We start from the raw sequence: 26,755 nt of genomic DNA on the forward strand, positions 1-26,755 counted from the left end.
CCTCCCGCGAGCCGTTATCAGGCGGTAGGGAGCCCGTCCCGCCGTTGTGTGTAGCCCAGACGGGTACTGATCTCTACGGCCGCGGCTCTCACCGCATCGGCGAGCTCGCCCTGAAGCAGGTGCTCCGGAAGCCTCTGCGTGGGACCGGAGACCGAGACGGCGGCGACCGTATTTCCGCCGGCCGCCCTGATCGGGCACGCCACGCATCGAACGCCCGGCTCGCGCTCTTCGAGATCCAGGGAGTACCCTTGCGCTCTTATCTGTTCCAGTTCGCGTCGGAGGGCGTCGGGCTCGTATATGGTGCTGGGCGTGTGGCGCTTGAGAACCCCGTTGGCTTCCAGGACCTCGACCGGGTCGTAGTCGAGCTCGGCCAGCAGCGCCTTTCCGCTCCCTGTGCAGTACGAAGGAACCGTCCGGCCGATCCTTGACGACATGAGCCCCAGGGCGTGGGTGGTGTTCAGCTTTTCGAGGAACACGACCCGCAGTTCGTCGTCTAGTACGGAGAGATGAACCGTCTCGTCGAACTCCTGGCGCAGGCGTTGCAGGGTGGGCAAGGCCTCGCCCCGGAGGTCGGTCTGTTCCAGATATGCCTGGCCGAGCGTGAGGCAGCGCACGCCCAGCCGGTACGAGTCCGAACCGGGTATGCGCTCGATCAGACCGGTACTCTCCAACGTGCGGACCATGCGGAAGATCGAGGCTTTCGCCAGATCGGAACGCCCGGCCAACTCGTTGAGAGAGGCCCCCCCGTCGCTCGTTCGGAGCAACTCGAGGATGTCTACCGCGCGGACCACCGCACGTACCTGGTAACCGTTCGTGCCGGGGGAGGTGTTTGTTCCGACTTCGCCCTTATTATTCGTCGTAGCCATTACGATCAAGTGTAACCTGTTTCCGGGACGGCCGAGGTAACGTATATTATGTACTTGAGGAGGTTGAGCCAACGCCCAGGAGCGTCCAGGAGACCTCGTCCTTGTTTATGGCCCTGTCCGGCAGCGCCGAGTCTTCGGTGAGCGTCTTGAGGCCCTCGCCGATCGTCACTCCTCTTCTCCTTCTGGGTTTATGTACAAGACGGCGTCCGGGGGGCCGCCGATTTTGCGGATCTCCCCGATAAGCTCCAGATCAAGCGTGCCCACGTCGCGCCAGTTGACCTCGACCAGGTTCCCGGACGGGTCCCGCAGGTACATCTGTACCGCCCCATCGGGTAGCTCCCTGACGGTCGAGTAATTACCGCTCTTGACGCGGGCACCGGTCTCTCCGGCTTTCCTGAATACCTCCTCGAAGTCGTCCACGTCGAGCGCGAAGTGGTGGCCGACGGGCGCCGGGTTCTCGTCGTGGAAGAGGTGTAACTGGAGATCACCGACTCGCAGCCAGCGCACCGGGCCCGAGAAGTCCGGGGCCGGGACTTCCTCCATTCCGAAGAAGTCCTTGTAGAATCGGGTGGACTCCTCCAAGTCCCTGGCGCCGATGCTGACGTGGGTGAAACCCTTCGCCTTCATTGCCCTAGAGCGGCATCACGGAGACGGTCTTCCAGGCCGAGTAGAAGTCGAGGGCCGCGGGGCCCTGCTCCCGACCGCCGACGCCCGACTCCTTGTTGCCCCCGAAGGGCACCTGGAACTCCAGGCCCGCCGTCGGCAGGTTCACGTTCACCAACCCCGTCTCCGAGCGGGCCATGAACTCGTAGGCGTAACGCAGCGACTTCGTGGCTATGCCCGCGGTCAGGCCGTAGCGCGTGTCGTTGGCGAGTTCCACGGCGTGGTCGAAGTCGCGGGCCTTTATAACGGCGAGGACGGGGCCGAAGATCTCCTCCTGCGCCGTCTCCGACCGGTTGTCCACATCAGCGATGATCGCCGGCGCGATGAAGTAGCCTTCGTCCTCTGAGCCCGTCGCCCCGCCTTCTATGACCACCCGGCCCTCGCCCTTGGCCGTCTCCAGCGCGGCGAGGATGCTCTCGTACTGATCCTTGTTGACGACGGGGCCGACGGCGACGTCCTCGTCCATCGGGTCGCCGACCTTGATGGCCTCCGTGGCGCTCTTCAACTCTCCTATGAACTCGTCGTAGACCTCTTCGACGACGATGGCGCGGCTGGCGGCGGTGCATTTCTCGCCCGCGAAGCCGAAGGCCGAGAAGGAGATCTTGGCGGCCGCGTCCGCGAGGTCGGCGTCTTCCATTACGACGAACGGGTTCTTGCCGCCCATCTCCAGCTGCACCTTCTTGCCTATGGCCCGCTCCTGGATGCCGAGGCCCGTCGCCGTGGATCCGGTAAAGGAGAGGCCCTTGACGCGCGGGTCTGTAACGAGCGCGTCGCCGACGGTGGAGCCAGGCCCCGTCACCATGTTCACCACGCCGTCGGGCAGGCCCGCCTCGGAGAGGATGCCGACCAGGGCCGCGGCGTTCAGGGAGGCGTTCGCGGCCGGCTTGATGACTATGGTGTTGCCGCAGATCAGCGCGGGCGCCATCTTCCAGGACGGTATGGCGAGCGGGAAGTTCCACGGCGTTATGAGGCCGACGACGCCCAGGGGCTCCCTCATGGAGGCGTGGGTGACGCCGGGGCGGGCCGAGGGCGGGTTGATGCCGTCCAGGCGCCAGCCCTCGGAGCCGTAGTAGCGGAAGATGCTGGCGGCGCGGCCCACCTCCATCCTCGCCTCCTTCATCGGCTTGCCGGCCTCGCGGGCCATGAGCGTCGCCAGCTCGTCCTCGCGCGACTCGATGATGTTGGCGGCCTCCATCAGGATCGCACCCCGGGAGGCCGGGAGCGTCGCTTTCCAGTCTGGGAGCGCTTTTGTAGCCGCCTCGATGGCCCGTTCGGTCTCGGCCCTGTCCGACCTGGGCGTCGTTCCGAGGATCTCTGACGGGTTGGACGGGTTCACCACCTCGGAAGTCTCGCCGGAGTCGGCCGGGACCCATTCGCCGCCTATAAAGTTGAGGGCCTCTGTCTGGGATTCGATCACGTTCTCCTCCAGGTTTGCTCGTAAAACCTTCGTCTTTTCTCTACCCGATCTCCGCGCTTCTTATTTCCTGCCCCGCTACGAGACCACGTCGTTCTCGAGGTCCAGCTCCCCGACGGAGATCTCGACCCTGTCCCCCGGCGTCAACGTGAACTCCTCCCCCGGCACTATGCCCGTCCCCGTCATCAGGAGGGCGCCGGAAGGCAGCGTCAACTCCCTCCCGAGGTACTCCGCGAGCTCTTCGAAGGAACGCTTCATCCTCGACGTCGAGACCTCGTCCTCGAAGACGGCGGCACCGTCCCTGAAGACGCGGAGCCGTATCGGCAGGTTTCGCATCTCATCAGGCCCGGCGAGCACGATGCCGGGGCCTAAAGAGCACGAGCCGTCGTAGACCTTGGCCTGGGGCAGGTAGAGGGGGTTCTCGCCCTCGATGTCCCTCGAAGAGACGTCGTTGCCCGCGGTGTAGCCCATGATCTCCATCCCGCTGTTCAGGACGAGCACGAGCTCGGGTTCGGGCACGTTCCAGCGGCTGTCCTTACGGACGCGGACGCTGCCCCCGTGGCCGGCGGCCCGCCAGCCGTGGCCCTTGAAGAAGAGCTCCGGGCGCTGTGCGTCGTAGACCCTGGCGTAGGCGTCCGCGTCGGCCGACTCGAGCTCGCGGGCCTCGCGGCTCCGCTCGTAGGTAACCCCGCTGGCCCAGACCTCCTGGTAGGGCTCGACTGGGGGCAACAGGGGGCCTTCCGCGGTGTCTCCTGTCGCCAGGTCTTCGAGGGCCGTGCGGGTTCGCGCTGCGGGTCCTTCCAGCAGCCCGGCCAGGGTGAAGTCCCCGGGCAGGTAGCGTCCGTCGAGCGCCCACCGGGGGCCCTCGGCGGTCCCGTGACGAGAGAGATACATGTTGGTGGGATCCTCCTTCCTCCAGGGACACAAGCTAGCACGACTCCGGCGCTCCTGCCCGCCTCTTGAGAGCCGTCAGCGATCAGCTTCAGCAAGAGCGAAAAACTGATGGCCGACAGCGGAGGCGAAGCCGATGCGTGCTGATCTCTTTGCAAAGCCGCTGTGGCAACGCGAAAAGGCCCGGGGGCGCGTGCCCCCGGGCCTGCAGGAAGCCTCCCTACTCTACGAAGCCCTTCTCGGAGAGAAAGTCTTCGGCCACGTCCTCGGGGAGCTCGCCGTCGACGTCCACCCTGGCGTTCATCTCGGTCATCGTCTTGGCGTCGAGCGCCTTGGCGATGGGGGTGAAGATCTCCTCGAGCTGGGGCCCGTACTGGTCGAAGGTCTCCTTGCGGACCTCCAGGGCCGGGTTGTACTTGGGGAAGAAGTTCTTGTCGTCCTCGATGGCCGTCAGGCCGAGGGCCTCGATGCGGCCGTCGGTGGTGAAGACCTCGCCGAAGTTGCAGGGGTCGCCCTTGTCCGTGCGCTGGTAGACCGTGCCGGTGTCGAAGAGGGCGACGTTGCCCTTCGGGAACTGGAAGCCGTACTCTTTCTCCAGGCCGGGCAGGCCGTCGTCGCGCGAGTTGAACTCGCTCTCGACGCAGACCGTCGCCTCGTCCGGGTTCTCTTCCACGAGTGTCTTGAGGTCGGAGAGCTTCTCGACGCCCACGTCTTCGGCCGCCTCCTCGCGGATGGCGAGCGCGTAGGTGTTGTTGAACGGGGCCGGTTCGAGGAGCTTCAGGTTCTCCTGCTCCATGTCCGCCTTCGCGGCGGCCTCGTACTGCTTCTTGCTGTCGGGGATGGGCTTCGTGTTGCCGAGGTGGTTGATCCAGATAGTGCCCGTGTACTCCCAGTACATGTCTATGTCGCCGCCGACGAGCGCCTGGCGGGCCGCGTCGGTGCCCGCGAGGCCCACCTGGTCCTCCACGTTCGCCCCGGCGTTCTCGAGCGCCTGGAGGGTGATGTAGCCGAGGATCAACTGCTCGGTAAAGTCCTTGGAGCCGACCACCAGGTCCGCGTCCGAGAGGTCCACGTCCCCGCTCGCCCCGCCGCCGCCACCGCCGCAACCGACGGCGACCATCGCCGCCACGACCAGCACGCCAACCATCCGAAACACGGCTCTGTTCACTAAACGATCCTCCCTGTAGGGTTTGCTCTCCATCGGCCCGCTCACAGGCCCTTCGGTCTCAAGACGTCCTCGGCTATGCCGGCCAAATAGTCTATGGCCAGGGCCAGCACGGCGGTGAGGATGGAGCCCGTGATGAGTATCGGCTCGCGGCTCGTCTTGATCCCGGTGTTGATGATGTCGCCCATCCCGCCCGCGTTGATAAAAGTCGCGAGCGTCGCCGTGCCGACGACTATGATCAGGGCGGTCCTGATGCCGGCGAGCATGATGGGCACGGCGAGCGGCAGCTCTATCCTGAAGAGCACCGCTGTCTTGGTCATGCCCATCCCGCGGGCCGACTCGATGGTCGGGCGGTCCACCTGCCTTATGCCGACCATCGTGTTCCCGAGCACGGGCAAAAAGGCGTAGAGCACGAGCCCGAAGACCGCCGCCCTGAAGCCGAACTGGTCGAAGAGGATGGCTATGAGTATGAGGACGCCTATGGACGGTATCGCCTGACCCGTGCTCGCCAGCGCGGCGACGTAGGGCGACACCTTGCGGAAGGCCGGGCGCGTCAGGACCACGCCCGTGGCCACGGCAAGCACCACGACGACCAGCGTGGCGACGGCGGTGATCTCAAGGTGCCGCACGACGCTGCGCAGGATGACGTCGCTGTTTATGGAGCGCCGCTCGATGCTGTCGAGGTCCAGGGTGCCGAGCCACACGTACAGCCCCGCGCAGACGGCCACGAGAAAGACCGGCATGACCAGGTAGCGCGCGAGCGTCCTCCCGAGGCCGGCCCCGCCCGCCTTACTAGCAGGCCCGGGCGTCCGCGGGGTCTCTGAAACCCCGCCCGGGGGTGCGGTCTCCCGCCTCTCCTCGGTGCCCCTCACGCGCCCCCGCCCACGCGGTGCTCCTCCGGCCTCATCTCCTCGATGGCCTGCAGGACCGTCCCGAAGTCGACGACGCTCTCGTAGCGCCCCTCGTCGTCGACGACTATGGCCGAGCCCTTGTATGAGGTGATCATGGTGTCCAGCGTCTCGTAGAGGCTGGACTTGCCTTCCACGATCGCCACGGCGGGCCACCCGGCGTTCCTGAGCGGGGCGCCGTCCATCTCGAGCTCCGCGACGCCCACCCAGCGCTTGGGCTTGCGCCCCTCGTCCAGCAGGAGCACGTAGTCCTTGCCCGACCTCTTCAGCGTCTGGAGCACCTCTTCGTGGCTGTCGGTGAGGCTCGCGACGGGCCACTCGCTCGTCTTTATGTCCCGAACCCGGCTTAAAGACAGGCGCTTCAAAGAAGCCCCCGCCCCTATAAAGTCCTCGACGTAGGCGTCTGCCGGGTCGGTGAGGATGCGCTCGGGGGTGTCGTACTGGGCTATAATGGACTGTTCGCGCAGGATCGCTATCCTGTCGCCCATCTTTATGGCCTCGTCGATGTCGTGGGTGACGAAGACTATGGTCTTCTGGATCTCTTCTTGAAGCCGCAGGAATTCGTCCTGGAGCCGCTCGCGGGTTATGGGGTCGACGGCCCCGAAGGGCTCGTCCATGAGCATGATCGGCGGGTCCGCCGCCATCGCCCGCGCGACGCCCACCCTCTGTCGCTGGCCGCCGGAGAGCTCCTTCGGGAAACGGTCCCTGTAGGACTTGTCCATGCCGACGGTCTCCAGCAACTCGTCCGTGCGTTCGGCTATGCGCCTCTTGTCCCAGCCGAGCATCTTGGGGACGGTGGCGATGTTGTCGGCGATGGTCATGTGGGGGAAGAGGCCGATCTGCTGGATCACGTACCCGATGCGCCGCCTTAGCCTGTCAGGGTTTGTCCTCGTCACGTCCTCGCCGCCGATGATGATCCTGCCGCCCGAGGGCTCGATGATGCGGTTGATCATCTTCATCGTCGTGGTCTTTCCGCAACCGCTGGGTCCGACGAAGACGACGATCTCGCCCTCGTGGATGTCCATGGTCAGCTCGTCCACGGCGGGCTCGGACTGCCCCGGGAAGGTCTTGGAGAGCTTCTCCAGCCGGATCATGGCCTCCGACCCCTGATTACTTCGTTCTTCGTCTTTCAACCCAACCCCCTTGAAGTGGTCAACCTGCCGAGAACCGCGAACAACACCTCGAAGACGAGTGCCAGGATGACGATCCCAAGCACCCCTCCGAGCACCAGGTTCAGCGAGTTGGCGCCGCCGATGCGGCTGAGGCCGGAGAAGATGTCCCCGCCGAGCCCCGGCCCGTTGACGTACGCCGCTATCGCCGCGATGCCGAGAATGAGCAGCGCCGAGACCCGGATGCCGGCGATGATCACCGGCCACGCGAGCGGCATCTCTATCTTGAAGAGCACCTGCCACTCGCTGAGGCCCATCCCCTTGGCCGACTCCGTGACGGCCGGGTCGACGGACTGCAGGCCGGTTATGGTGTTCCTCAAGATGGAGAGCACCGCGTAGGCCGAGAGCGCCACGACCGTCGGCGTGTACCCGAGCCCCATGAAAGGCAGGCTGAGCACGATTCCGAAGAGCGCGAACGACGGGATGGTCAGTATGGCCGAGAAGACGGCCAGGACCACCTGCGCCGCCGCCGGACGCCGGTAGGTCAAGACGCCGAGGGAGACCCCGATCACGGTCGCTATGAACAGCGACACGAGCACCACCTGCGCGTGCTCTATGGACAACTCCAACAGGTCGTCCCACCGCGAGGCGAGGTACTCGAAGAATCCCATGCTGTTCATGCCGCCGCCTCACGTGAGTAGCCGCGCATCACGTGTAACCATGCATAATCATTAGCACAACCTCTCTCGAAACGACTCCAGATAGTGCACGTCTCCACCGGCTCATCCGGTGGCAGGCGCACGGTAATAATAGACATTTCTTGTTGCGGGCGCCACCGTCACGGTTTTGGCTTCCTTCCGGCGCGGGTCTTTGCGCGGCCTGCCAGGACGGGTTCGGGCCGCGCGGCATGCCCCCTCGAAGATGCAAAGCAAGCCACCAGCCGAGACATCCCGTCGCCTAATTGGCCAGCATCTCGGCCCGACGGTGGCGTCGCTTTGTTCCTCGGCATCTCCGGCTCCCCTCCAAATAAAGATCGATCCGTAGGAACCGTGGTTCCCGGATCACGCCGCGCCAGATCCTGTAACTCTAATGGTTCGCGGCTGCGCCGGAAACCCAGGATAGGCTTTACTATCGTAAATGTGTCAAAGTATGTAAGCGATGGACCGCCGGAACCAACCCGCGGGGCGACTTCCTTACCCGGAGGGTCGTGAAGGTCGCAGCGTGCTGGAAGCCAGCGGCGCGCTGGGCGGGAGTTCACCCATTCCGATCGCTTCAGTTACGCGCGAGCCTCTCCTGCGACCTTACCGCGTGGCGCTCCGCGAAGCCGGCCAGGCTCAAGGTCACGAGGGCGATGGTCGCGTCGGACATGGAGCCAACCATCTCCGGCAACGGGTCCAGGGCCACGAGATCGACGCCCGCACGCTGGTACTCCGCGAGCCGCGAGACGAGCTCCCCGGCCGTGCTCTCGACGGCCAGCCAACCTTCTTTTTCCAATCCGCCGAGCCTCAGGAACATATCGGCTTCGTCCGGGAAGCTGAAGACCGGCAGCGCCTCTCTCTGGGCGCCTATACGGACTGTGAACGCATCCGACCATTCGGCTTCGGGGTTCTCTATCAGCCAGTAAACGGTCGTCAGGTTCGGCGGCTGCGCCGTCTCATGCCTCAACATCTCCGACTCTCCTTCGCGTGGAGACCGATCCGCGAGAGCCTCACGAGGATCGCGCTTGCCCGGTCCCTATATCGCCGCAATGGGCACGAGCCGACAGCTTAATACACGGCCATTATCCCGGAAACCCCGGAAGGCCGCCTCGCACGGCAAATGTGTCGAAATGTGTAGACGAGGCCACTGCGGGGGCCTGGAAGAGTACGGACGTAGACTACATACTAAGACACACGTAAAATGCGCAAACAGTCTGGCGTCGTGGACGTTCGGCGCGAACGCGTGGGAAGGACCCGTTACTTTGGGGATGTCTGCAATCTTCGATAGGTTCAAATAGACGATGGACGGCCGGCCGACGACGGTGCTACTGGCGGACGACCACACCATGTTCCGCGAGGGGCTGGCGCAGCTCTTGACCGCCTACGGGGGGCTCGAGGTCGTCGGCGAGACCACCAACGACGATGGCGCCGTCGACCTCGCCCGCGAGAAGAAGCCCGACGTGGTCATCATGCAGGTGCAGATGCCCTTCGAGAAGGCCAGGGAGTCCCTCGACAGGATGCGCGAGGTCGAGCCGGCGCCCAAGGTCATCGTCCGTGACCATGTTCGAGGACCCCGAGATGATGCGGACCTTCTTGAGGCTTGGGGCCAGCGGATACGTGCTCAAGAGCTCCTCCACGACCCAGCTCGTGAGCGCGATCCGCGCCGCCGCCTTCGCCCCCGAGGACGGCAACGTGGTGGTGGGCATGCCAAGGACGATGTTGGAGGAGTCGGAGGGCGGTTCCGAAGGCTTGCTCTCGGTGCGGGAGCTCGAGATCCTGCTGCTCGCGGCACGGGGCCTCTCCAATCGCCAGATAGCCAGCCGGGTGCACCTGGCGGAGGGGACCGTCAAGCGCCACCTCTCGAACACCTACAACAAGATGGGGGTGGGATCTCGGGGCGAGGCAGCGAGAAAGGCGCTGCAGGAGGAGTGGATCACCGTCAGCGAGATCACGGACTACGAGCCCTCCGACGAGGACGGGCAGCCCGGAGGCCGGCCGGGTTAGTCCACCGGCTCCGTGGAGATGAACTCCTCCACCTCGTCCAGGACCGCGAGCAAGTCCGCCACGCCCATGTCTTTTATCTCCCTGACCCGGCCGTCCAGGTTGACCCTGACGTCCATCCCGTCGCTGAACAGCACCTCGATCCGGCACGCGATGCCGACGAAGTCTTCCGGCGAGAGGCCGTCGTTGTCGTTGCGCACGAGCAGGTCGGGCGCGAAGTCCCGCACCTGCCCGTCGAGGGAGTCCGCAGAGGCTATCATCACCTCGGCGTCGGGACGGTGCTCGTGCAGGGCCAGCGCCAGCGTCTCGCGGTACATCTTGGGTTTTACGGTGACGAGTATGCGCACTCCCGCACGCTCCTGACTCGCGGGAAACCAGATACGAAACGATACGCACAAGAGCGGCCCACAAATAGCTGTGAGTGCACTATACACCCGTCGCCGGAGGATTGGGACGGCCGCGACGCATAATGTGTGAAAGTGTGTAGCGGGCGTTTCGTATCCCGGGTGCCGGCTCCGCCGTGAACCGTGCGGACCTCCCGCTACACACTTCGACACATTTCCTATATGTAGGGATCGAAATCACTACCGGGAGGGTCAGGGTGAGGCTATATTCGCGCGCGTCCACCCATCCTCGAATACAGGAGCGCGACCGGATGCTTGAGCGGGGCGGAGAAGGCGGACGGCGTTCGGGCGGTCCCGTTGCCAGCCGCGGGGACTCCCTCGAGTGGGCCCGCTCCGGAAATCGGACGAGGCTGGTGAAGCTCCTGAACCTCGTCAGGACCGAGATGCTCTTCGACATCGACTCCTCCGATGGACCGTGGTTGAACCGCAACCGGGTATCGAGAGCAGACGCCACGCCCAGCCCGAAACGCGCCGTCTGAAGACTTGACTGCGGCGCCCTCTCACATCCGGAGTCACCGTCTGCTTTTCGAGTCGTCCGTTTTGCATACTTTGACACATTTTTGGTTCGTATCTGCCGAATCGGGCCCGGAGGAGCCGCCAGGAGGGTATGCTCATCTCCATTGTTCGGCGTCTGACCTTCCTTCTTTCCCCATCTCACCCACCCAGGCGCCGGGCGTCACCGGAAAGAGGGTCGAGGACAGGCTTCGAGAGACCCAATCGAACTCCACACAGAGCCGCCGGACAGTCGCCCCGGCCGGAAAGGAATACGACGTATGAGACCAGACGTTTCGCCCTCCGCCGAGATGCCGGACCCGTCCGGCCGGCGTCAAGAAGTCAACCTTTACGCCGAGTTAAAGCGGATCGTCAAGAAGGACGGGCTGCTCGAACGTCAGCCGGCCTACTACGCGGGCAAGACCGCCCTCACCCTGGGCCTGCTGGCGGTGGGCCTTGCCTTGTTGTTCGTCTTCGACGACCTCTGGTTTCAGCTCTTGAACGCCGTATATCTGGCGTTTGTGTTCGTCCAGATCAGCCTGCTCGCCCACGACTTCGGGCACCGGCAGTTCACCTTCCGCTCCGCGCGGAAGAACGACTGGCTTACCCTCGTCTTCGGCAACCTGCTGCTCGGCGTGAGCCGCCAGTGGTGGATAGACAAGCACAACGAGCACCACGGCCACCCCAACCAGGTCGACGTGGACCCGGACGTGGACATCCCGCTGCTCGCCTTCGACGAGGACCAGGCGATGGACAAGAGGGGCATCGCGCGGTTCGTCGTCAAGTACCAGGCGGCCCTGATCTTCCCCCTCTCCTTTCTCCAGGCGTTGAGCATGCACCGCAGCAGCGTCGAGTTCCTGGCCTCGGGCAAGGCGAAGAGCACGCTGGTCGAGGCGCTCGTGATCCTGGCCCACTTCGCCCTCTATTTTGGCCTGCTGTTCTCCGTGCTGGAACCCCTGACGGCCGTGCTGTTCGTCGTCGTCCATCGCGGGCTCTTTGGCGTCTACATGGTCTCCATCTTCGCCCCCAACCACAAGGCGATGCCCCTGCTGGAGCAGGACAGCCGGGTCGATTTCCTGCACCGTCAGGTCCTGACCAGCCGCAACGTCCTCTCCCACCCGATCACGGACTTCTGGTACGGGGGTCTCAACTACCAGATAGAGCACCACCTCTTCCCGAGGCTGCCCCGCAACAAGCTCAAGGAGGCGCAGCCGATCATCAAAGACTTCTGCCGGAAGCACGAGATCCCGTTCCACGAGACGAGCGTGCTCCAGTCCTACCGTGAGATCCTGAGCCACCTCCACGAGGTCGGCTCCCCCCTCCGCAAACCCCGGCGCACCAGCCCGTAAAGCCGGCCAGAGAACATACGACGGATTTCTAATATCGCATGTATATGTAGAATGCACATAGTATACGGGTATTGAGGCGATTGTTTCGGAGGCATCGGTATGGTGGCAGGCGGGTATGGGCTTTGGGTGGCGGGCGGGCGTGCCGTCGCCGGGGTCTTCGGGCGGCGGACGGGCGGTCTGGTTTGATCCGCGAGCGGTCTTCCGGCGGGGCGGGCCCGTTGCGGTTGGTGGACGGTTCGGCCGACGGGTGGGGCCTTGGGCCGTTGGGCATCTGCAACTACGACGGTCCCGAGACGATCCGGGCCAGAAAGTACGCGACGGGCACGCACGTGCTGTTGCGGGAGGTAGGTGTCGAGACGGGGGCCACGCCCAGGGAGGTGGTCTGGAGCAGGAACAAGGCCAGGCTATACCGCTACCGGGGCGGTGGGGGTCGTGCGGGGAGAAGGCGTCCGGTCCCGGTGCTTCTGATCTACGGCTTCGTGCTCAAGCCCTACGTCCTGGACCTGGTGCCGGGCAACAGCCTGGTGGAGTATCTGGTGGGGGAGGGGTTCGACGTCTACATGCTGGACTTCGGGGTCTCCGGCGCCGGGGACGCGCGGCTGTCGCTCGAAGATTTCGTGCTGGACTACATGCACGGCGCGGTCCGGAAGGTCGTCGAGACTTCCGGCGCAAAAGAGGTAAGCCTCTTCGGGCAGTCGCAGGGGGGCACCCTGTGCGCCATGTACGCTTCGCTCTTTCCCGAGGGGCCCATCAAGAACCTCGTGCTGCTCTCGGCGCCCACGGAGTTCGTGCCGCGGGACCCCGGTCTCCTCGGGCTCTGGACGTTCGCGAGCCGCAACGGCGGGGCGCTCTTCGACCCGGCGGTGGTGCCGCGGTTCCTCGGGAACCTGCCGACGGGTTTTGCCAGCTCGCTCATCAACGCGGCGGCCTCCCTGCAGGCCGCCGCCGTGGGCACGGTCGCCAGGGCCGGCGGCTTCGGCCTCTACGACGCCGTATTGCGCGAGGTCCGGGATCTCGCCGGGCGCGACGTCTCCCTGCGTTCGTGGCTGGCGGTGAGCAAATGGGTGGACGACGCCGCCCCTTTCCCGGGCGAGACGTTCCGCCAGTGGGTAAAGGACTTCTACCAGCGGGACATGCTCGTCAAGGGCCGGGTGGAGCTTCGCGGGCGTAGGGTGGACCTCTCGAACATCCGGTGCTCCGTGCTCAACGCCTCCGGAAAGTGGGACTACGTCGTCCCGGCCTCCCAGACGGGGGCCACGACGATCCTCGCCGGTAGCCGGGACAAGGAGTCCGTCTCCCTGGACGCCGGTCACGTGGGCATGCTCGTCGGGCCGGGCGCCGCCGACCTCTGGCCCAGGGTCGGCGACTGGCTCGCGCCCCGCTCCGGTCGCTAGGCACCGAACGGTGGCCGCGCCCGGACGGCCGCGGCGTTGCGCGGAACCCTGAGGATGTTAGTGTGGGCCTTCGCGGATCTTGTGGATAGGGGAGGGCCGAAGTGGAGATCCTGCCTGGAGTGCATCGCATCGAGTCAGACCTCGGCGAGCGGTTCGTGTGCCAGTACCTGCTGGTCGGGGAGGATAGGAAGATCCTTGTGGACACCGGCCTCTCCGGCACGCCGGAGGGCGTTATCGTCCCCTATCTCGAAGGCATCGGGCTTTCGGTGGACGATTTGGACGAGGTCTTCGTCAGCCACGCCGACGTCGACCACTGCGGCGGCAACCGGGCCTTGAAGGAGATGAACCCGCGGCTCCGCTTCCTCTGCGGCGAGTCAGACCGGGCCTGGGTCGAGGGCAACGACAGGATACTCGCCGAGATCTACCGCTGGTCCGAGCCCTACGGCTTCGGCCTGGACGGGGAATCGCTGGCCTGGATCCGCGCGGAGCTCGGCGGCGACTGCCCAGTGGACACCGGCCTGCGCGGCGGAGAGACCCTTCGCCTCGGTGCCGGCCGTCGCGTCGAGGTCTTGCACCTGCCGGGCCACACCCCGGGCCACCTCGGCCTCTGGGATCCCGACAGCGGGGCCGCGATCGTCATAGACGCGGCCCTCGAAAGGGGCATCTACGACCGCGCCGGCACCCTCCTCCAGCCGCCCCGCTACTTCGACGCCACAACCTACCGCGCCACGATCCGCAAGCTCCGCGCCATGAACCCCGAATACCTCCTCACCGCCCACTACCCGCAGATGCAGGGGCAGGAAGCCCTCGACTTCCTCGACCGCTCCCTGGAGTTCACCGACCGGGTACACGAGGTAACGCGGGAAGGAATAAAGGGCGGCATCACCGGCCTCAAAGAGCTGACGGAGCTGGCCGACGAGAAGCTCGGTCCGTACCCGGACTTCGCCATCGAGATCGGGGCCGCCATCCGCGCCCATATGTGACGAGGGCTTTGCCCTCGTCAGCACGCCTCCTTCGGAGGCTCTCAGCCTGTCAGCTTCTTTCCACCCGGGGCCTTACTAGGCGGCGCTATACGTGAAGGTCCGGCGATCGCTAGGCGGCACGCACCGAGACGACTGGCTGACGGCTGAGAGCGAGCCCTGCGTAGCAGGGCGAAGCGTGCTGACAAGCTGAAATGCTGACAAGCTATTTAGCGAAATACAGAAGCTCGCCCGGGAGCAGCAGCTTGTGGCGGCGCATCGGGTTCAGGCCGTACAGATAGCTCACGAAGTGGCCCGGGTCTGCGCCGTTGAAGGCGAAGAGGTCGTAGTGGGTGGGGACGATCAGGCCAAAGTTCAGGGCCTCGGCGAGCTCCGCGGCCTCCCTGAAGTCCGTGTTGCCCGCGATGCCCCGCGCCGTCCTGAAGTAGTCGCGGCCGTTGATCGGGACGAAGGCGACGTCTATTTCCCAGCCGGATAGCCTCTCTATGAGGCCGTCGTAGATCACGGTGTCCCCAGCGTGGTAGACGGTGACCCCGTTCCACTCGATCACGTACCCAAAGTATGGGTAACCGCGCCCCGCGTCGTGCTCCAACTCCGTGTGCGCCGAAGGGACCGCCGTCACTTTCGCCCCGGCGACCTCGACCGGTTCCCCAACTTCCGGCTCGACGAGGCGGTCGGAGGCCAGTCCGGACTCCACGAGCGTTTCGCGGCTGGTGAAAGGGGCGACGAACCGGGCTTCCGGCGACGCCCCGGAGAGCGGCAGGACGGTGTCGGGGTCCGTGTGGTCTATGTGGTCGTGGGTGAGGAGAACCGCGTCCGCGTTCCTGACCTCGTCGGGACGCAGCGGGGGAGGGAAGGCGCGTTCGAGGCTCCCGCCCTCGCCGTCCGAGTCGGTCAGGTACGGGTCGACGTACAGCACGCTCTCGGGGCCCTGGATCGCCACCCCCACCTGCCCCATCCCCCAGAAGGCGAGCGCCCGTTCCCCCACCCGCAGCCCGTCGATACCGGAGATAATGTCCATGCCGTCTACCTACCTCTCCCGCCGGCCGTTAGTGCCGGCCAGCTTACCACCGAGTCATATCCCCGCGCCCCCCCTACCGCGAAGCGGGGGGACACCTTCCGGCATAGAATTACCGTCCGTCATCATCTAAGAGGGAGGAGAGGGCGTGCGGGAGAACAGGGTGAGGTCCATCTGGGAGGGCGGCGGCGTGGTGCTCAACGGCTGGCTGCACGTGCCCAGCTCCTTTTCGGCCGAGGTCATGGCCCACGCCGGCTACGACAGCCTCACCATAGACCTGCAGCACGGTCCACCCGACATGGGGAGCGTCATTCCGATGCTACAGGCGATATCTACAACCGACGTCGTACCCTTCGCGCGGGTGAACTGGAACGATCCGGGCACGATCATGAAGCTATTGGACGCTGGCTGCTACGGCATCATCTGCCCCATGATCGAAGGCCGCGAAGACGCCGAGGCTTTCGTCGGGGCCTGCCGCTACCCGCCCGAGGGCTACCGCAGCTACGGCCCGTTTAGGGCGAACCTCTACGGCGGCCCCGACTACGCGGCGAACGCCAACGAGGCCGTCGTGACGGTGGCGATGATCGAGACCAGGGAAGCCCTCGAAGACCTGGAAGGCATCCTCTCCGTCCCGGGCCTGGACGCCGTCTTCGTCGGGCCTTCGGACCTGGGCCAGGCCCTCGGGCACGGGCCCGGGATGGACCGCGAGGAGCCCGAAGTGGTCGAGGCGATCGTCCGGGTGGTCGGCGCGGCGCGGGACAAGGGCCTGGCAGCCGGCATCTTTACCGGCTCCACGGGGTACGCCGGGCGCATGATCGAGGCCGGCTTCAACTTCGTCAACGTCTCCTCGGACGTCCGATTTCTGGCGGACGGCGCCTCGGCCGCGGCCGCGGCCCTCAGGGAAAAACGTCCTCCAGAGAGGTAGGCGGCGCTCCCGGGCCAGACCGTAGGGTCACCCTGGCGCCGGGGCCCGTATGGTCTTCAAAATCGTTGTTTCGAAACCTTAACTTTTGTGTTTCGTTACGTTACACTACGTTGCGAAAATGACCCATTCGCCCGGAGGGGGGCCACATGCGTCGGATCTCGTTGGTCGGTGTCACCATGTTCGTGGCTTCCATCATGGCCGTGTTCCTGTCTTTATTGGTAGTCGCGGAGGCGAAGTCCGAACCTGGACCACCCACCGCCAGGGCCCTGGAAGAGCTCGAGGGCGTGGAGGACCGGGTCTTGAACGAGTCCCCGAAGAACCCCTACCACCAGGTAGTAGACAACTCCAGCAGCAACTTCGAGGCGAAGGGCTACCAGAGCAAGCAGGTGGCCGGAAGCGCTTTCGGCAAGGGGTATGCCGTCGCCACCGAGAAGGCGGGGCCCGTCTCTTTCAAGATGAAGGTTCCCCGGACCCGCTACTACTCCGTTTGGGCCCGCTGGCCCGCCGGTGGTGAGAACGCCCAGGCGGCGCGCCTCGGCATCCCGGCGGCGGGCGGGACGAAGTGGGAAGAGGTGGACCAGAGCAAGGACGGCGGTATGTGGGTCAGGATCGGCGCCTACAAGATGCAAAAAGGCCAGAGGGACATCCGGCTCGAGTCCGGCGGCGGCAGGGCGGTTGCCGACGCCGTCATGATCGTGGGCGACGCCCTCGTTGGCAAGGACGGCCGGACGGCCAGCGTCGCCGACCCATACACCTTCGCCGCGGACGAGGAGGACCGGAGCTCGTACGACTCCTCGGGGTCTCTCTCCAAGAGCTCCACGACCACGAAGGCGGGCCAGCCTACCGGCGCCGACGTCCTGCGGGTCGCCAAGAGGCACCTCGGCACCCCCTACGGCCACAACCGCTGCCGCAACGACGTTCAGGAGGACTGCTCCTGCCACACGAAGCTCGTCTTCAAGAGGTTCGGCCAGAGCCTCCCGGACTCCCCGGTCTACCAGTGGAACATGGACAGGGGATACAAGATCTACGGTAAGACCCGCCTGCGGGCCGGCGACGTCGTCTTCCACGACCTGGACAGGGATGGGCGGCTCCGCTCCCACTTCGCGGACCACGTCTCGATCTGGGCCGGCAGGGGCAACATCATCCACGCCTCGACCTACTTCGGGCGCGTGGTCGTGAGCGAGGAGAGGTACCTCGGCGGATACTGGGGAGCCAAGAGGTTCGCGCTCAGGTAGGCTTCAGGCTACGGGTTTCGGGTATCGGGGTGGGCCGTTCGCGGCCCACCCCGATGTCGTTTCCGGGAGCTCCGGAACCCGGCATCGCGCCTGATGCCTACCTGCAAACCATTCCCCACACGCTCGTGAACGATTCGCCCGGGGCGAGGACGCGCAGGCCGTCGCCAGAGTTGAAGGCGTTGGGGGCGCAGGTCATCGGCTCTATGGCGATGCCGCGCCGCTGGTCCTCTTCGGGCAGGGTGTCGCCCGTGTAGACCTGGATGAAGCCGTGGGACGGGTCCATGCCGAGCGTGATCTGTGGGCTGCCATCGGGGTGGGTGAGGTACACGCGGGTGAAGCCGTCGGCCTCGGGGATCACGTCGGTAAAGCAGGTGTCGAGTTGGGTGGCCCCGATCTCACGCCCATCCCGGAAGTCGAAGTCCGTCCCGGCGACCGACGACCTCCCGGTCGGGATGAGCCGGTCGTTGGTTTCGAGGGTCGTCCGGGCCGGCAGTCGCAGCGTCGCCGCGTCGATGGTCCGGGTGCCGACGGTCAGGTAGGGATGATGGCCGGCGCCGAAAGGCAGGGGGCTATCCCCGACGTTGGTGGCCGTCGTCGCGACCGTGAGGCCGAGGTCCGAGAGGGAGTACTCGATCTGGAGCGCCAGCAGGAACGGGTAGCCGTCCTGCGGATAGAGCCGCTGGCACAGGGTCACGCCAGAGGCCGTCCAGCGCAGGGGCGTCCAGTCGAGCCAGCGCGTCAGGCCGTGGATGGCGTTGTTCGCGGCTGCTTCGGTGAGCGGGAGTTGCTGCTCCTCCCCCTCGAACTCGTAGAGGCCGCCGTCTACCCGGTTCGGGAACGGGAGGAGCACCTGCCCGCGCGAGGCGTCGCTCATCTCGTCCACCCCGAAGGTGTCCAAAAGCTCCAGGCCCGCGACGGAGAAGGAGCGAAGCGTGGCGCCGACCTCCGTGACTATCGCGCTCTGGTCGCCGTGGACTATCTCGAACTGCCCGCCCGTGGGCAGGTACGCCCCTGCGCCTGTCATGCCCTGCGCCTCAGCCCCGCGCGGTGCGCCCAGCGAGAGGGCGAGGGCCGCCCCACCCACTGCCGCGCCGCGCAAGAACTGGCCGCGGCCGAGCCTTCGTCCGGTACCTTCCGGTACGGCGTCGGTACCCATCCTGAACCACCCCCGGATTCGCCTTTCTCTCCAGAAAGGATTATTGTCCGTCGCCGGTGTTGCCCGCGCGGGCCTTGCGGTACTCGGCTACGACGAGCTCCGTCAGTTCCTCCACGGACGTCTCGGCGACTGGTTTGTCGTACTCGATGCGGCCGTTGCGCAAGAGGTTCACGCGGTCGCAGACATCGAAGACCTGGGCGTAATTGTGGACTATGAGGATCATGGGTATCCCCCGCTCGTCCTTGAGGCGTTGGATCAGGTCTAGGATAAGCGCCCCCTCTTTCGCCCCCATCGCCGCCAGCGGCTCGTCCAGGAGCAGCATCTTCGCGTCCGAGTAGACGGCCCGCGCCACGGCTATAGCCTGGCGCTGGCCGCCGGAGAGGCGGGCCACCTCGGTGTCTATGGACGGGATGCGCACGCCCATGTCTTCAAGGTAGCGGGCCGTCTTCTCCTTCATCTTGCGGTTGTTCAGGAAGGGGCCGACGGTCAGCTCCCCGTTCAAGAACATGTTGTGGAAGACCGACAATTCGTTGACCAGCGCCAGGTCCTGGTAGACGGTCTGGATGCCCAAAGAGCGGGCCTGAGAGACGGAGCGGAGGTTCACCTCCTTGCCTTCTATGAGGATGCGCCCGCTGTCCGGACGATGAAAACCCGTGATCGTCTTCAGCAGCGTGCTCTTGCCCGCGCCGTTGTCCCCGATGAGTCCCAGCACCTCGCCCTTCTTGACGTGCATGTCCACGCCCTTTAGGACCGAGACCGCGCCGAAGCGCTTGACCACGTTCTCGGCGCGCAGGAAGTCCCGGCCGTTGTTTTCGTTCTCCATCAGACCCTCCCCGCGCCGCGCAGGCGGGCCACGTAGACGTTGAGGATCATGGCTACCAGGATCGCCGCCCCCAGGACTATATTGAAGGTGTCGGCGTTGATCCCCTGCAGGGTGAAGCCGTTGCGGAGGATTACGAGCACGAGCGCCCCGAGGAACGCGCCCGTCACCGTCCCGATCCCACCCAGCAACGCCGTACCCCCGATTACCGCGGACGCTATGCAAAGGAGCACGATGTCGGGCCCGCCGGCCAGGGGGTCTATCGAGTTGATGCGGAAAGACTCGATGATCCCGACGAACCCGCCGAGCACGGCGCACATGATGAAGTTGCCGATCTTGATGCGCGCCACCCCGACACCTGCTTCTCTAGATCCGAGCGGGTTTCCGCCCGTCGCGTACGTGTGGAGCCCCCACCTGGTACGCGATAGGACCAGTTGAAGCACGGCGACTATGACCAGGGCCCAGATGGTCCCGGCCCACGGGTACTCGCCCAGGATTTGGGTCAGGGCGTTCGTATCCGGCGTGGTCGCGGGGAAGCCGCCGGTGAGCGTCACGTTCAGGCCGGCGAGCAGGAAGAACATCCCCAGCGTCGTGATGAGCGAGGAGACGCCGAGGTAGACCGTGATCAGGCCGTTGACGAGCCCGACGACCGCCACGGCGAGTATGCCCGCGAGCACCGCGAGCGGCAGCACGAGGAAGAGCTCGTCGTAGGCCAGGTACATGACGATCGGGGCGAACGCGAACGACTGGCCGACCGAGAGGTCTAGCTCGCCGCAGATCAGGAGCAGGCACAGCGCCGACGCTATGACCACGTACGGCACGGCGAACCGGGCGAGCGAGAGGATGTTCTGTTCGGAGAGGAAGGCTGAGTTGGCGGCCTGGAAGTAGAGCACCAGCCCAACCGCGACGATGAGCACGCTCACCTCCCGCACCCGGACAAGCGCGGTCAGCAACCGGCCGCCGAAGCCCCGCTCCCGCGGCCCGGCTTCGGATGTCTTCTGCGCGGTAGTCTCGCTCAAGCTCTCTCCTCTCCGGAGGCTTCGGGCTTCAGGTCGCCTGCTTCGCAGGCTCTCAGGCTTCAGGAGCGCGCATCCGAGACCGAGTCGCGCCAACCATCCCTGATGCCTGTAACCTGATGCCTGACACCTCTTAGGCCGGCGCCTCTACGATCTTCTGCTGCTCCGAGTCCCCCTCGAAGCGCGACTCGGTCTGCAGGTAACGGTCCACCGTGTCGGGGGTGACGAAGATAAGGCCCGTGTTCGTCTCCGCGGGGCCCGTTACGCCGCCGGAGATCTTGTACAGGTAGAGTTGCATGATCGGCAAGAAGCCCTGCAAGTAAGGCTGCTGGTCTATCGTGAAGTCTATGTGACCGGCCTTCATGAGCTTGAGGATCTCGGGCAACAGGTCGTACCCGCCGGCCCTGACGCCCTGCTCGGCGAGCCCGAACTGCTCCATCACCTGCGCCACACCCTGGGTGCTCCCCGCGTCCACGGCGAACATTCCCGCGACGTCCTGGTGGCCGTTGTACCAGGCCTCTATCCTGGAGCGCTCCTCCGGCAACTCCGCGCCCGTGGTGACCTGCTGGATCTCGATGTTGGCGCCCGAGTCTTCTATGGCCTGCCTGGCCCCGTCGATTCTAGGCTGGATGTTGAGCTGGCCCGGCGTCGCGATGAACAGCGCAACGAGACCCTCGTCCACGATATCGACGATCCTGTTGCCCATCTCGACCCCGGACTGGAACAGGTCCTGCCCCACGTACGCGAGCGCCGGGTTCTCCTGGTCCGCCGCGCCGTCCGCGTTGTACGCGATCACCGGAATGTCCTGGTCCAGCGCCCGCTGGATGGGGTCGTTGAAAGCCTCGGGGTCCACGATCGACACCGCGATCCCATCGGCGTTCCCCGAGATGGCCGAGTCCATCGCCCCCACCATCTCCCTGACCACGGAAGTCTCGGACCCCGTCCACTGCGACTTGGTCCCGAGCAACGCCTCGGCGTCCTCGATCCCATACTGCGTGGGCACGAAGAACGGGTTCGTGGTCACGTGGTTGACGAAGACGAAGTTGTACTCCGGCGTGTCAGGGAAGTTGCCACCCGACCCCCCGGATCCCCCCTGGCTCGCCTGCTGCGCCTCCTGCCGGCACCCGGCTAGCAACAACCCGGCCGAAGCCAGCGCACCCCCCGCCAGGAACTGCCGCCTCCCCAGCCTGAGGTCGCCGAAACCAACCGTGCCGGATCCACGCCCGCCCATACGCTACCCCTATCTACTCTTTGCGCGAAAGCCTTTCCCATCAGGCATTGTCATACCAATATGCATCCGTGTCAAGAGAGGCTTCAGGTTACGGGCATCGGGCTTCAGGGGCGCGGGGTCGGGGCCCGGCCGCGAACAGCACACCTGATGCCTGAGAGCCTCCGAAGGAGGCGACCTGACGCCTGATGCCTTACTACCCCTGCTCCCACCAGAGGCCCATACGCGCCGTCGTGCCGCCGTCTGCGTAGAGGACCTGGCCCGTCACGAAGTCGGCGGCGTCGGAGGCGAGGAAGGCGACGGTTGGTCCTATGTCCTTCGGGCGTCCGACGCGGCCCCAGGGGACCAGGGTGTTCCCGAACTCCGAGGAGTAGTTCGGGTCGTCGAAGTAGCGGGGGACCTCTATGATGCCGGGACCAACGGCGTTCACGCGGATCTTCTCGTCCGCGAGCTCGATGGAGAGCTGGCGGGTGAAGGCGTTGATGGCGCCCTTGGTGGCCGCGTAGGCCGTGTGCCTGGGCAGCCCTGCGAACCCGTGGATGGAGGTGATGTTTGTTATGCTTCCCCTGCCCCGCTCCCGCATGAAAGGCACGGCCCGCCGGGCCAGGAAGAAGTACCCCTTCATGTTCAGGTCGAAGAGGGAGTCGTAAGTCTCTTCGTCGGTGTCCAGAAAATCCAGAGCCTTCGTAACGCCGGCGTTGTTGACGAGCGTGTCGAGACCGCCGAGCGCCTTCGCCGCTTCGTCCACCACCCGCTCGCACTCTGAGACTTTGCTCAGGTCTCCCTGGACGGTGAAGGCCTTGCCGCCGAGCTTCTCTATCTCGGCGACGGTCCCTTCCGGTTCGGTGTGGGCGTAGTGGACGGCGACCTGTGCGCCCTGGCTGGCGAGCTCAACCGCGATGCCCTGCCCGATGCCCATGCCGGCGCCGGTTACGAGGGCCTTCTTGTTCGATAGGGCGGCCATCAGAACCCCGGGGCCCTCGTCGTCTCGCGCTTCTCCCAGCCCTCCGCGAAGAGGTTAAAGTGGACGTCCTGTTTCGGGTGGGCGGCTATGACCTCTTCGTTCAGTTCGACGCCGAGGCCGGGGCCTTTGGGCAACTCGAAGTAGCCGTCTACCACCTCGGGCAGGCCCGGGGCGGTCTCGCGGACCCAGGGGTCGGCGAAGTCGTTGAAGTACTCCTGGATACGGAAATTCGTCGTGCAGGCTGCGAGGTGCAGGGCGGCGGCCGTGTTGATCTGGCCCCCGACGTTGTGCGGCGCGATGGTGACGTAGTACGCGTCGGCCCACGCCGCGAGCTTCTTCGTTTCGAGCAGGCCGCCTATGTGGCTTATGTCCGGCTGGATGACGTCGGCAGCCTGCAACTCGAAGACCTCGCGGTACTCGAGGCGCTGGTGGATGCGCTCCCCGGTGGCGACAGTGGAGCGGATTCCGTCCGAGGCCTTCTTGAGGGCTTTCAGGTTCACGGGCGGGACGGGTTCCTCGACCCAGCCCAGGCCGAACGGTTCGAGCATCCGGGCCATCTCGATGGCGGTGGCCGGGGAGAAGCGACCGTGCATCTCGAGCAGGATCTCGGGCTCCGGCCCGATAGAATCCCTGACGGCCTCGACGAGCGCGACGGCTTTGAGCTTCTCCTCCCGCTCCATCTCGTAGTGTCCCGGTCCGAACGGGTCGAGCTTGAGCGCCCTGTAGCCCTTCTCCACCACCTTCTTCGCGGCGGCGTGGAACTCCTCGGGCGTGCGCTCGACGCGGTACCAGCCGTTTGCGTAGGCTTTTACCTTGTCGCGGACGGGCCCGCCGAGGAGGTTGTAGACGGGCTGGTCGAGGGCCTTGCCGACGATGTCCCAGCAGGCGGTCTCGAAAGCCGCTATACCGCTGCTCATCACCTCGCCGGCGCGCGAGAAGTCGTCGCGGCCCATCTTCTTTACGAGGTCCTCGATGCGGAACGGGTCGTGCCCGACGAGGTGGCGCGGGATGGCTTCGGCCAGGTACCCGACCAGGGCGTCCGTGTGGTTGACCATCCTGACCTCGCCGAGGCCCGTCAGGCCTTCGTCCGTGTGGACGCGGACGATCGTGAGGTTGCGCCATTCCGTGCCGACGACGAAGGTCTCGGCGTGCGTGATCTTCATGATCCCTCCTTTGCGGGGATGCCGGGGAAGACGGCCCCCTTCTCCGTGGTCTCGGCCTCCGGGTAGTAACGGTCCAGCATCGAGAGCCCGATCTCGGCCCGCCTTACCCGCTCTCTTCCGAGTGCCACCGCGGTCGCCTCCAGGTGCGTCCCGCTCGGGTAGATGTTCGGGGCGTTGCGGAGGCCGAACTTGACGAAGACGGGCGAGGCCACCCTGACGAGGTCCGGGATCTCGTAGTGCCTGACGAACCCGCCGAAATCGTCCGGAACTTCCACATACACGTCGAGCGGGAGATCCGTGACGGCCCGGATCGCCGCCAACTGCGCGAGCGAGAGGTCGGTCGGCGTGTTGTAGGTACCTGCCCCGAGGTCCTCCATCGCCTTGACGGCCGCCGCGTTCGCGGCCGCGAGCTGCACGGAGACCTTGACGACGAGGTCCTCCGGCAACCCGCCCTTCGCCTTGAGGTCCCGCAAGACCCACAGCAGGCCCGCGTCCGCGACGAGCACGCCGCGAAGGCCCAGGCTCACGCCCCGGAGCACGTCTTCGAGGGCGTAGGCCAGCTGGTCCTGGCCCCTATGCTGGGCGCCGAGCACCCCGCCCGCGCTGGAGCCGGCGGAAGCGCCCGTCTCCCAGGAGGCCCGCGGGCCGACGAAGAGCGAGAGCTCCAGCCCCGACTCCCGCGCCATCGAGCACATCTCGAGGATCTCGGCGTCCGTGAGGAGCATGATGCCCGAGCCCTGGGAGACGCGGTGGAGCTGTACCTCGCGTTTCTCGGCCTCGTCGAGCACCGCTTCGAGGACGCGGGGGCCTTCGACGCTCGGGATCTCGACGCGGTACCGCGCCCCGTCCGGGAACCGTTTTTCGGTGTCGGGCAGATCGTAGAGGTCCTTGCCCGGCAACCCCAGGCCGGCCAGCAGTTCGCGCGCTCTCATGTGTTCTCCTCCCCGGTCTCCAACATCCCCTCCCTGATGGCCTCCTCGATGTCCCTCGCGGTGTTCGCGAGGTGCGAGCGCATCTCATCCCTCGCCCCATCCGCGTCGCCGGACTCTACGGCGGCGAGGATCCGCTCGTGCTCCCCGAGCGCCCGCCGCGCGTTTCCCGGGCGGGAGGCGCTGACCCGGCGGCTGGCCCTGAGCAGATCCACCACGGGATCTAGCATCGTGAGCAGCACCCCGTTGCGCGCCGCCCGCGCCAGCAGCGCGTGGAAGGCGACGTCCGCGTCCACGTACCCCTCGGGCGCGTCGATGGACCCGCGCATCCTCTCCACCTGGACCCGCATCTCCTCCAGGTCCCCCGGACCTGCGCGCCCGGCAGCGAGGCCGGCGACCTCGACCTCCAGGATGCCCCGCATCTCCAGAAGCTCCCACAACGTCTTGGGCTGGACCCTCAGCAACAGCCCCAAAGTGTCGCGCACGGCCCGCGGTTCTCCGCCGCTCACCACCGCGCCGCGGCCGTGCTCGATGCTGATGAGCCCGCGCGCCTCCACCAGATTAAGCGCCTCCCGAACCACGGTCCGGCTCACGCCGAGGCGCTCGCACAACTCGCGCTCCGGCGGAAGGCGCTCACCCGGCCGAAGACCGCCGGAGATCACCATGTCCAGGAGCTCCTCGGCCGCCCGGTCCCTGAGCCTCGTACGCTGGATCTTGTCTTTCACCCCAGCGGCATTGTCATACCAATCGGGCGGAGTGTCAAATAGGTTTCAGGCGTTGTAGAGAAGCGCCGCTGCTGATGCTATGCCCTTGGCAGAACGTAGTTGCGTAATCCGGCTGCGATGTCGCTCATCTTCTTTACCTGCAACCCGATGCCTGTAGCCTCATTACAGGGAGGCGATTTCGAAGGGGATTTCGTTTTCTTGGAGTTCCTGGATCTGGGCTTCGCTGACTTTGGCGTCCACTATTACGAGGTCGAAGTCGCTTAAGTGGGCGAGTCGGTGGAGGGCGACTTTGTCGAATTTGGTGTGGTCCACGAGGAGGATGCGGCGTTTGGCCGAGTTCATCATGGCCCTTTTGCCGCGCATTATCTCCTGGTCCTGGTGGAGGGCGAAGCAGTCGGAGACGGCCGAGGTGGACATGAGGACGACGTCGGCGCGGACTACGGAGAGGGAGGCTTCGCAGACGGCGCCGCCGAAGGCTTCGAGGGCCGGCAGGTATTCGCCGCCGAGCATGATCAGGTCGACCCCCCTCAAACCGTGTAGCTCGTTCATCGCCATGACGAAGTTGGTTATGACGGTGATGGGGCTCTTCTCCGGCAACAGCCTCGCCGCCATGAGCGCCGTCGTGGACTCGTCGAGGATCACCGAATCGCCGGGCCGCACCTGGGCGGCCGCCGACCTCGCGAGCGCCTCTTTCTCCGCCGTCGCCGTCCTGAGCCTGTAGCGCACGCTGCTGTCGAACCGGCTCGTCGGCTGCGCCGTAACGTGCCCCCGCAGCTTCCGCAGCAGGCCCTGGCGCTCCAGCTCGTCCAGGTCGCGGTGGATCGTTATGAGGCTCACCCCGAAGAGGTCAGTCAGGTCCTTGATCCCGACAGATCCCTTCTCCAACACGTACTCCGCCACCCGCGCCTGACGCTCCGCCACCCGCCCGACACTACCCCTGCCAGACCCTTCTCCAGTCAACTCGAAGATCCCATACCCCCCTCCTACACCACGCGACGACACCACGCAACAAGACGGACAAAACGATTGTACATGTCCGAGAATCGCACGTGTACCTTCGAGACGCAAGAGAAAATTTCATGAAAAGAACACTTGACATGAGATTATTTCATCATTTACGATAAGAATAGGAGTATAAGTTACGAGGCTAGGGTGAGCGGGTGCTGGCGGGAGGCGTTCGGGCTACCGGCGGAAGGTGGGTCGTGGGTTCGGGTTTCTCGTGAGCTTTTTCGGTAACCGAGG

At 65.6% G+C, this 26,755-nt stretch carries 28 protein-coding genes and 1 pseudogene; 8 read left to right on the top strand and 21 right to left on the bottom strand.

Annotation, left to right across the window (positions count from 1 at the left end; translation table 11 throughout):
- Positions 1-17: 17 nt before the first annotated feature.
- The 10 genes from GBA63_RS01695 to GBA63_RS01735 form a co-directional block, all read right to left on the bottom strand.
- On the bottom strand, positions 18-866 hold the full coding sequence (locus tag GBA63_RS01695) for an IclR family transcriptional regulator (protein ID WP_228282433.1): 849 nt from the start codon (positions 864-866) through the stop codon (positions 18-20).
- Between the two features lie 46 nt (positions 867-912).
- Positions 913-1,035: a hypothetical protein gene (locus tag GBA63_RS23870; protein WP_266096288.1), complete on the bottom strand. Its 123-nt coding sequence runs from the start codon at positions 1,033-1,035 to the stop codon at positions 913-915.
- Positions 1,032-1,493 carry a VOC family protein gene (locus GBA63_RS01700; RefSeq protein ID WP_166172894.1) on the bottom strand — a complete coding sequence of 154 codons (462 nt, stop codon included), beginning with the start codon at positions 1,491-1,493 and terminating at the stop codon, positions 1,032-1,034. Before GBA63_RS01700 ends, GBA63_RS23870 begins: the two co-directional genes overlap by 4 nt.
- 4 nt (positions 1,494-1,497) lie before the next feature.
- On the bottom strand, positions 1,498-2,946 hold the full coding sequence (locus GBA63_RS01705) for an aldehyde dehydrogenase family protein (RefSeq protein ID WP_166172896.1): 1,449 nt from the start codon (positions 2,944-2,946) through the stop codon (positions 1,498-1,500).
- A gap of 75 nt (positions 2,947-3,021) precedes the next feature.
- A complete protein-coding gene (locus GBA63_RS01710) occupies positions 3,022-3,837 on the bottom strand; it encodes a fumarylacetoacetate hydrolase family protein (RefSeq protein ID WP_166172898.1) in 816 nt (271 codons plus the stop codon).
- A 217-nt stretch (positions 3,838-4,054) separates the two neighbouring features.
- Positions 4,055-5,002 (bottom strand): glycine betaine ABC transporter substrate-binding protein, encoded by a 948-nt coding sequence (locus GBA63_RS01715; RefSeq protein WP_166172900.1) that lies wholly within the window; start codon positions 5,000-5,002, stop codon positions 4,055-4,057.
- A 41-nt stretch (positions 5,003-5,043) separates the two neighbouring features.
- Positions 5,044-5,871, bottom strand: a complete 828-nt coding sequence (locus tag GBA63_RS01720) for an ABC transporter permease (RefSeq protein WP_207957019.1) — start codon at positions 5,869-5,871, stop codon at positions 5,044-5,046.
- Positions 5,868-7,040 (bottom strand): ABC transporter ATP-binding protein, encoded by a 1,173-nt coding sequence (locus GBA63_RS01725; protein ID WP_323127026.1) that lies wholly within the window; start codon positions 7,038-7,040, stop codon positions 5,868-5,870. The genes GBA63_RS01720 and GBA63_RS01725 overlap by 4 nt, the downstream gene beginning before the upstream one ends.
- Entirely contained in the window at positions 7,037-7,696 is a 660-nt protein-coding gene (locus tag GBA63_RS01730; protein WP_207957020.1) for an ABC transporter permease, read from the bottom strand. Before GBA63_RS01730 ends, GBA63_RS01725 begins: the two co-directional genes overlap by 4 nt.
- Positions 7,697-8,288: 592 nt before the next feature.
- Positions 8,289-8,684 (bottom strand): hypothetical protein, encoded by a 396-nt coding sequence (locus GBA63_RS01735; RefSeq protein WP_166172902.1) that lies wholly within the window; start codon positions 8,682-8,684, stop codon positions 8,289-8,291.
- A gap of 376 nt (positions 8,685-9,060) precedes the next feature.
- On the opposite strand from GBA63_RS01735, the pseudogene GBA63_RS24230 reads away from it, so the two are divergent.
- Positions 9,061-9,207 (top strand): annotated as a pseudogene (locus tag GBA63_RS24230) (DNA-binding response regulator); the annotation flags it as partial.
- A 67-nt stretch (positions 9,208-9,274) separates the two neighbouring features.
- Complete coding sequence (locus GBA63_RS01745; RefSeq protein ID WP_228282435.1) at positions 9,275-9,718, top strand: response regulator transcription factor; 444 nt, start codon at positions 9,275-9,277, stop codon at positions 9,716-9,718.
- On the opposite strand, the gene GBA63_RS01750 is transcribed toward GBA63_RS01745, so the two are convergent.
- The gene (locus GBA63_RS01750; protein WP_166172906.1) at positions 9,715-10,062 is read right to left on the bottom strand and encodes a hypothetical protein; all 348 of its coding nucleotides are present in this window, start codon (positions 10,060-10,062) and stop codon (positions 9,715-9,717) included. The genes GBA63_RS01745 and GBA63_RS01750 overlap by 4 nt on opposite strands.
- Before the next feature lie 308 nt (positions 10,063-10,370).
- On the opposite strand from GBA63_RS01750, the gene GBA63_RS01755 reads away from it, so the two are divergent.
- The 4 genes from GBA63_RS01755 to GBA63_RS01770 all read left to right on the top strand — a co-directional run bounded on the left by GBA63_RS01755 (position 10,371) and on the right by GBA63_RS01770 (position 14,337).
- Positions 10,371-10,598, top strand: coding sequence for a hypothetical protein (locus GBA63_RS01755; protein ID WP_207957021.1), 228 nt, complete (start codon positions 10,371-10,373; stop codon positions 10,596-10,598).
- Positions 10,599-10,892: 294 nt separating this feature from the next.
- On the top strand, positions 10,893-11,960 hold the full coding sequence (locus tag GBA63_RS01760; RefSeq protein WP_166172910.1) for a fatty acid desaturase family protein: 1,068 nt from the start codon (positions 10,893-10,895) through the stop codon (positions 11,958-11,960).
- Between the two features lie 182 nt (positions 11,961-12,142).
- Positions 12,143-13,354, top strand: coding sequence for an alpha/beta fold hydrolase (locus GBA63_RS01765; protein WP_166172912.1), 1,212 nt, complete (start codon positions 12,143-12,145; stop codon positions 13,352-13,354).
- A gap of 101 nt (positions 13,355-13,455) precedes the next feature.
- Positions 13,456-14,337 (top strand): MBL fold metallo-hydrolase, encoded by an 882-nt coding sequence (locus tag GBA63_RS01770; protein ID WP_166172914.1) that lies wholly within the window; start codon positions 13,456-13,458, stop codon positions 14,335-14,337.
- 202 nt (positions 14,338-14,539) lie between these two features.
- Here GBA63_RS01770 and GBA63_RS01775 read toward each other — a convergent pair whose 3' ends face one another.
- Complete coding sequence (locus tag GBA63_RS01775; RefSeq protein WP_166172916.1) at positions 14,540-15,355, bottom strand: MBL fold metallo-hydrolase; 816 nt, start codon at positions 15,353-15,355, stop codon at positions 14,540-14,542.
- 145 nt (positions 15,356-15,500) lie between these two features.
- Here GBA63_RS01775 and GBA63_RS01780 point away from each other — a divergent pair, with 145 nt between their 5' ends.
- Positions 15,501-16,277, top strand: a complete 777-nt coding sequence (locus tag GBA63_RS01780; RefSeq protein ID WP_166172918.1) for an HpcH/HpaI aldolase family protein — start codon at positions 15,501-15,503, stop codon at positions 16,275-16,277.
- 146 nt (positions 16,278-16,423) lie between these two features.
- A complete protein-coding gene (locus tag GBA63_RS01785; protein ID WP_166172920.1) occupies positions 16,424-17,512 on the top strand; it encodes a golvesin C-terminal-like domain-containing protein in 1,089 nt (362 codons plus the stop codon).
- Positions 17,513-17,609: 97 nt separating this feature from the next.
- On the opposite strand, the gene GBA63_RS01790 is transcribed toward GBA63_RS01785, so the two are convergent.
- The 9 genes from GBA63_RS01790 to GBA63_RS01830 form a co-directional block, all read right to left on the bottom strand.
- Positions 17,610-18,668, bottom strand: coding sequence for an aldose 1-epimerase family protein (locus GBA63_RS01790; RefSeq protein ID WP_166172921.1), 1,059 nt, complete (start codon positions 18,666-18,668; stop codon positions 17,610-17,612).
- Positions 18,669-18,708: 40 nt separating this feature from the next.
- Entirely contained in the window at positions 18,709-19,491 is a 783-nt protein-coding gene (locus GBA63_RS01795) for an ATP-binding cassette domain-containing protein (protein WP_166172923.1), read from the bottom strand.
- Entirely contained in the window at positions 19,491-20,507 is a 1,017-nt protein-coding gene (locus GBA63_RS01800) for an ABC transporter permease (protein ID WP_166172925.1), read from the bottom strand. The genes GBA63_RS01795 and GBA63_RS01800 overlap by 1 nt, the downstream gene beginning before the upstream one ends.
- Positions 20,508-20,637: 130 nt before the next feature.
- Positions 20,638-21,735 carry a sugar ABC transporter substrate-binding protein gene (locus GBA63_RS01805; RefSeq protein ID WP_166172927.1) on the bottom strand — a complete coding sequence of 366 codons (1,098 nt, stop codon included), beginning with the start codon at positions 21,733-21,735 and terminating at the stop codon, positions 20,638-20,640.
- Positions 21,736-21,928: 193 nt separating this feature from the next.
- Positions 21,929-22,696, bottom strand: coding sequence for an SDR family NAD(P)-dependent oxidoreductase (locus tag GBA63_RS01810; RefSeq protein ID WP_166172929.1), 768 nt, complete (start codon positions 22,694-22,696; stop codon positions 21,929-21,931).
- Complete coding sequence (locus GBA63_RS01815) at positions 22,696-23,859, bottom strand: mandelate racemase/muconate lactonizing enzyme family protein (protein WP_166172931.1); 1,164 nt, start codon at positions 23,857-23,859, stop codon at positions 22,696-22,698. Before GBA63_RS01815 ends, GBA63_RS01810 begins: the two co-directional genes overlap by 1 nt.
- Positions 23,856-24,791: a U32 family peptidase gene (locus tag GBA63_RS01820; protein ID WP_166172933.1), complete on the bottom strand. Its 936-nt coding sequence runs from the start codon at positions 24,789-24,791 to the stop codon at positions 23,856-23,858. The genes GBA63_RS01815 and GBA63_RS01820 overlap by 4 nt, the downstream gene beginning before the upstream one ends.
- Positions 24,788-25,513, bottom strand: a complete 726-nt coding sequence (locus tag GBA63_RS01825) for a FadR/GntR family transcriptional regulator (RefSeq protein WP_166172935.1) — start codon at positions 25,511-25,513, stop codon at positions 24,788-24,790. Before GBA63_RS01825 ends, GBA63_RS01820 begins: the two co-directional genes overlap by 4 nt.
- A gap of 162 nt (positions 25,514-25,675) precedes the next feature.
- Positions 25,676-26,473, bottom strand: a complete 798-nt coding sequence (locus tag GBA63_RS01830; protein WP_166172937.1) for a DeoR/GlpR family DNA-binding transcription regulator — start codon at positions 26,471-26,473, stop codon at positions 25,676-25,678.
- Positions 26,474-26,755 lie beyond the last annotated feature (282 nt).

The sequence above is a fragment of the Rubrobacter tropicus genome (assembly GCF_011492945.1).
Taxonomy (GTDB): domain Bacteria; phylum Actinomycetota; class Rubrobacteria; order Rubrobacterales; family Rubrobacteraceae; genus Rubrobacter_D; species Rubrobacter_D tropicus.